At 68.8% G+C, this 5,525-nt stretch carries 7 protein-coding genes; 6 read left to right on the plus strand and 1 reads right to left on the minus strand.

The annotated features are described in order from the left end of the window. A partial coding sequence (locus ACFWF3_RS22295; RefSeq protein WP_379315132.1) for a CCA tRNA nucleotidyltransferase occupies positions 1-963 on the plus strand: 963 nt, incomplete at its 5' end. On the opposite strand, the gene ACFWF3_RS22300 is transcribed toward ACFWF3_RS22295, so the two are convergent. Next, a complete protein-coding gene (locus tag ACFWF3_RS22300; RefSeq protein ID WP_378989365.1) occupies positions 964-1,779 on the minus strand; it encodes a hypothetical protein in 816 nt (271 codons plus the stop codon). 138 nt (positions 1,780-1,917) lie between these two features. On the opposite strand from ACFWF3_RS22300, the gene ACFWF3_RS22305 reads away from it, so the two are divergent. From ACFWF3_RS22305 to ACFWF3_RS22325, 5 genes are all read left to right on the plus strand, one after another. Continuing rightward, positions 1,918-2,316: a molybdopterin-binding protein gene (locus ACFWF3_RS22305; protein WP_379315133.1), complete on the plus strand. Its 399-nt coding sequence runs from the start codon at positions 1,918-1,920 to the stop codon at positions 2,314-2,316. After that, the gene (modA, locus tag ACFWF3_RS22310) at positions 2,313-3,056 is read left to right on the plus strand and encodes a molybdate ABC transporter substrate-binding protein (protein ID WP_379315134.1); all 744 of its coding nucleotides are present in this window, start codon (positions 2,313-2,315) and stop codon (positions 3,054-3,056) included. The genes ACFWF3_RS22305 and modA overlap by 4 nt, the downstream gene beginning before the upstream one ends. A 121-nt stretch (positions 3,057-3,177) precedes the next feature. Next, entirely contained in the window at positions 3,178-4,011 is an 834-nt protein-coding gene (locus tag ACFWF3_RS22315; RefSeq protein WP_379315135.1) for an ABC transporter permease, read from the plus strand. Next, entirely contained in the window at positions 4,008-5,249 is a 1,242-nt protein-coding gene (locus ACFWF3_RS22320) for a sulfate/molybdate ABC transporter ATP-binding protein (RefSeq protein ID WP_379315136.1), read from the plus strand. Before ACFWF3_RS22315 ends, ACFWF3_RS22320 begins: the two co-directional genes overlap by 4 nt. A 99-nt stretch (positions 5,250-5,348) precedes the next feature. Continuing rightward, a partial coding sequence (locus ACFWF3_RS22325; protein WP_379315137.1) for a LamB/YcsF family protein occupies positions 5,349-5,525 on the plus strand: 177 nt, incomplete at its 3' end.

Genomic DNA, 5,525 nt, shown 5'->3' on the forward strand with positions numbered 1-5,525 from the left:
GCGCTGCTCGAAGGCGTGCTGGATACTCCTGCGGCGCCACAGGATTCGTTCGACGACGATCCGCTGCGGATGCTGCGGGCCGCGCGCTTCGTCGCCCAGCTGGGTTTCGAGGTCGCGCCGCGGGTGCGTGCGGCGATCATCGAGATGGCCGATCAGATCGACCGGATCACCGCCGAGCGGGTGCGCGCCGAACTCGACAAACTGATCGGCGCCGACCACCCGATCGACGGCATCAACCTCATGTGCGACACCGGTCTGGCGCAGCGCGTGCTGCCCGAGGTGCCCGCGATGAAGCTCGAGATCGACGAGCACCACCAGCACAAGGACGTGTACCAGCATTCGCTGACCGTGCTGCAGCAGGCGATCGACCAGGAGGAAGGCGACGCCGACCTGGTATTGCGCTGGGCGGCACTGCTGCACGACATCGGCAAGCCCGACACCAAACGCAACGAGCCCGCGGGCGGCGTGAGCTTCCACCACCACGAGGTGGTCGGCGCGAAGATGGTGCGCAAGCGGATGCGAGCGCTGAAGTACCCGAAGGCGTTCACCGAAGAGGTTGCGCGCCTGGTGTTCCTGCACCTGCGTTTCCACGGTTACGGCAAGGGACAGTGGACGGATTCGGCGGTGCGCCGATACGTCACCGACGCCGACGACCTGCTCGAACGCCTGCACAAGCTCGTGCGCGCCGACTGCACCACCCGCAACAAGCGCCGCGCCGCGGCCCTGCGCTCGACCTACGACGAGCTGGAGGAGCGGATCGCGGCGCTGCGCGAGCAGGAGGACCTGGCCCGGGTGCGCCCGGATCTGGACGGCAACGCGATCATGGAACTGCTCGGGCTGCCGCCGGGGCCGCAGGTCGGTAAGGCATGGAAGTACCTGAAGGATCTGCGACTCGACCGCGGCCCGATGACCCGCGACGAGGCCGAAGCCGCCCTGCGGGAATGGTGGGCCACGCAGAACTGATCAGAAGACGATCAGCGTTGTTCCCGCGATGATGGCGTCGCGGATCTGGGTCAGGTCGAACGAGCCGGTGGTCTCGGGCAGTTCGAGCCGGAATTTCACCACGTCACCGCGCCGGTGCGCGTAGGAGATGCTGGCCCGGTTGGGCAGGTCGTCGAGCAGTAGCGCGGGCGCGGGCACCACGCGTTTGGGGAGCCGGATGCCGTACCAACTGGCTTTGCGGATGTCGAGGGTGAGCAGGTTGTCGTAGACCTGCCCGTCGACGACCGCCCGCATCTTGCGCGTGCGATGCGTCGCGACGATCTGTCCGCGCTGGTCGAGGCGCACCCGCCAATCCAGGTTCTGGGCGTCCACCCAGTCCGCCAGCGCGCCGATGCCGATGGCGCCCTCGATGTCGAGTTGCTGGACCCGGACCTTGGTCGGCACACCGGGAATCAGCCGCACACCGTGCGCGACCACGGTGACCGTGTCGAACGGATGTGAGTCCCAGACCAGGTTCGACAGCACGGTCTTGCTCTGGAAGTGAGCGCCGCGTCTGCGCAGCTTGAACGTGTCGAGGGTGGCGGTGAGGTCGTGCCCGAGCAGCGTGGCACTGATCTCCTGGCCGCCGAAACGGCTGAGGATGCCCTCGCTGAGCACGGTCATCAGCACATCGGGCATGAGCGCGGTGACGGTGCCGGAACCGAGGTCGGCGACGGGGTCGGCCCAGGACGTGGTGAAGCCGAGCCACTGGTCGATCCATGACGGGTCGAGCAGACGTTTGCCCATATCGACAGCGCCTGCCAGTGACCAGGACTTCGGATCGAAATACGTGGCCATGATGGCTCCGAGCGTACTTGGCCGCGTCGCCGGTGGCCATGAAGTGTGACCCGTTTATGGGATATCACCACCGGTTGTTTCCGAAGGTGCGGAGTTGTTTTCTTGTTACATCCGAATATGCGGACATATCCTGATCGGGTGGCGAAACTGCGAATCAAGGAAGCGGCCGATCTGCTCGGTGTCAGCGACGACACGGTGCGTCGCTGGATCGACACGGGCGCCCTCTCGGCGACCAAGGACGCCGCGGGCCGCCTGGTGCTGGACGGCCGGGAGCTGGCCGAACACGCCGTCGACCAGGCACGCACGCCACACACCCAGGTGGGTAGTGCCAGCTCGGCACGCAATCGGTTTCCGGGTCTGGTCACTCGCGTGGTGACCGACACGGTGATGGCACAGGTGGAGATGCAATGCGGTCCTTTCACGGTGGTTTCGCTGATGAGCAGCGAATCGGTGCGCGAGCTGGGGCTCAAGCCGGGCAGCGTCGCGCTGGCGAGCGTCAAGGCCACGACAGTGGTGGTCGAGAAGGCCGCCGAATGATCGGCCGGGTCGCGCTCGGTGCCGCGCTGGTGCTGGTTACCGTGAGTGGTTGCGGGAGTGGCGATACCGAGCAATCCACGCTCACCGTGTTCGCCGCGGCGTCGCTGAAGAGCGTGTTCACCGGTTTGGAGAAGGACTTCGAGACCGCCAATCCCGGTGTGGATGTGCAGTTCTCGTTCGCCGGTTCGTCGGACCTGGCCGCCCAACTCCAAGCGGGCGCTCCCGCTGATGTTTTCGCCTCGGCCGACCAGCCGACCATGGACAAGGCGGTCCAGAGCGGCCGAATCACCGCGGCCCCGGCCACTTTCGCCACCAACGTCCTCACCTTGGTCACCGCACCGGGAAATCCCAAGGGCATCACCGGAATCAACGACCTCGCCGACGCCACCCTGGTGGTCTGTGCTCCCCAGGTTCCGTGCGGCCGGGCGACGAAGAAGGTCGCCGACGCCGCGGGCGCCACGCTGCGTCCGGCGAGTGAGGAGTCCTCCGTGGCCGATGTTCTCACCAAGGTGACCTCCGGCCAGGCCGACGCCGGCTTCGTCTACGTCACCGATGCGTCCGCCGCGGGCGCGAAGGTGGGCGTCGTGGCGGTGCCCGAGGCGTCGGCGGCCGTGAACACGTATCCGATTGCCGTGGTGGCGGATTCGAAGCAAGCCGCGAACGCGCAGAAATTCTCCGAACTGGTCACCGGCCCCACCGGTCGGGCAGCCTTGGCCGCGGCGGGGTTCGGCGCGCCGTGATCGGTGTCGGCATCGGCGGCGCAGGCGGACCCGGCATCGACGCGTGTTGCGCGGGCCGTGCCCGGTCCTGCTGGTTGGCTGGTGTCGTGAAGATTCCGGATCGGCCGGAGGTCGGTGTCGCGTGAGCACCGGGCTGCCTCGGTGGTTGCCGGTGCCCGCCGTCATCGGGTTCGCGCTAGTGGTGCTCCCGCTGGCCGCGTTGGCCTGGGGAGTGGAGTGGGGTCGGTTCGTCGAGCTCGTGAGTACCGAAGCATCAAGGGACGCACTGTGGTTGAGCCTGCGCACCGCGACCGCGAGCACCGTGCTGTGCCTGGTGTTCGGGGTGCCGATGGCGGCGGTGCTGGCCCGGGCCCGGTGGCCGGGGATGCCGGTGTTGCGCGCTCTGGTGTTGTTGCCCTTGGTATTACCGCCGGTGGTCGGCGGTATCGCGCTGCTCTACACCTTCGGCCGACGGGGGCTGCTCGGCGAACACCTGGAAGCCGCGGGGATTCAGATCGCGTTCAGCACGACCGCGGTCGTGCTGGCGCAAACCTTTGTGGCACTGCCCTTTCTGGTGCTCACCCTCGAAGGGGCGTTGCGGACGGCGGGTAGCCGCTACGAGCAGATCGCCGCGACGCTGGGTGCGGGCCCGAATACGGTCTGGTGGCGGATCACCCTGCCCCTGCTTCGCCCCGCGCTGATCTCCGGCGCGGTCCTCGCCTTCGCCCGCGCCCTCGGCGAATTCGGCGCCACCCTCACCTTCGCGGGCAGTCTCCAAGGCCGCACCCGCACCCTCCCGCTGGAGATCTACCTCCAGCGGGAAGCCGATCCCGACGCGGCCGTCGCCCTGTCGGTGGTGCTGATCGTCGTCGCCGTCCTGATCGTCCTGCTCGCCTACCGCCGCACCAGCCCGATCCCCGGCACCCAGCTGCGCAGCGGCGCCGGTGCTCCGCGAGCGATCGGCGGCGTGAAGTGACCGAGGAATCCGCGTCCTCGCCCGCTGCGGCGTCGAACCGTCCGACCGGTCTGTCGGTATCGGCGCGGATCGCCGCCCGCGATCTCGACGTGCGGATCGACGTCGCCGCGGGCGAGGTGCTTGCCGTGCTCGGCCCCAACGGTGCGGGCAAATCCAGTCTGCTCCAAGTGATCGCCGGGCTGGTCGTCCCAGACGAAGGCCACGTACGACTCGGCGATCGCAGCCTCACCGACACCGCCGAAGGCATCGCGCTACCGCCACATCGACGCGCCGTCTCCCTCCTCGCCCAGGATCCGCTCCTGTTCCCCCACCTCAGCGTGCGCGACAACGTCGCGTTCGGCCCGCGCAGCCGCGGCGCGAGCACCCGCACCGCCCGGAAAATCGCGGAAGGCTGGCTGACCGCGGTCGACGCGACCGCCTTCGCCGACCGCCACCCCGGTGCCCTCTCCGGCGGCCAAGCCCAGCGCGTCGCCCTGGCCCGCGCCCTCGCTGTCGACCCCGACCTGCTGCTCCTCGACGAACCCATGTCGGCGCTCGACGTCGACGTAGCCCCGGCCATGCGCACCCTGCTGCGTCGTGTCCTGCGCGACGAACCCGGCCGCGCCCACCCTCGATGCGCCGTCCTGGTCACCCACGACATCATCGACGCCATCACCCTCGCTGACCGCCTCGTCGTTCTGGAGGCGGGCCGCGTCGTCGAGTCCGGCCCGGTCGCGGAGGTGATGTCGCACCCGCGCAACCCCTTCGCCGCCCGCGTCGCCGGCCTCAACCTCCTGCGCGGCACCGGGGTCGAGTCGGCGCTGCTGCCTGCGTCGGCTCAATCCTGGGATCAGCCGAACTCAGCGGATCAGCCAGGTGCCGACGAACCGGCGATGCCGCGTACGCCCCTCGACGAGCAGGCCCCGGCCTTCGGGACTGTGCTGGTCGAAGACCTCGGCGTCGACGGCCGTGTTGTCGGGGATTTCGTGCCCGGTGCCCGCGCGGCCGCGGTGTTCTCCCCGGCCGCGGTGTCGGTCTTTCGCACCCGGCCCGGCGGCAGCCCACGCAACGTCTTCACCGTCGACATCGCGGAGATCACCGACCGGGGCGGCATCGTCCGCGTCCGCGGTGACGCACCGCGGGCTCCCGGCCTGTGCGCCGATCTGACCCCGGCGGCCGTCGCCCAACTCCAGCTCACTATCGGTGCGCGGGTGTACTTCGCGGTGAAGGCCACCGAGGTCCGCGTGTACGCCTGCTGAACCACGCCCCGGGTGATAACGGTATGAATCTGTGCGTTCATGCTCGAAATACCGGGGTACATTCCCGGCGAGTGACCCGCGAAGACCGGAGGGCATCACATGCCGCTGGACCTGAACAGTGATCTGGGCGAGGGCTTCGGCCCGTGGCGGATGGGCGATGACGCCGCCATGCTCGACATCGTGACCAGCGCGAACATCGCGTGTGGTTTCCATGCAGGCGATCCGGCCACCATGCGCCGCACCTGCGAACTCGCCGTGGCCAAGGGTGTGCGGATC

The sequence above is a fragment of the Nocardia sp. NPDC060220 genome, from assembly GCF_042727815.1.
In the GTDB taxonomy this organism is placed as follows: Bacteria; Actinomycetota; Actinomycetes; order Mycobacteriales; family Mycobacteriaceae; genus Nocardia.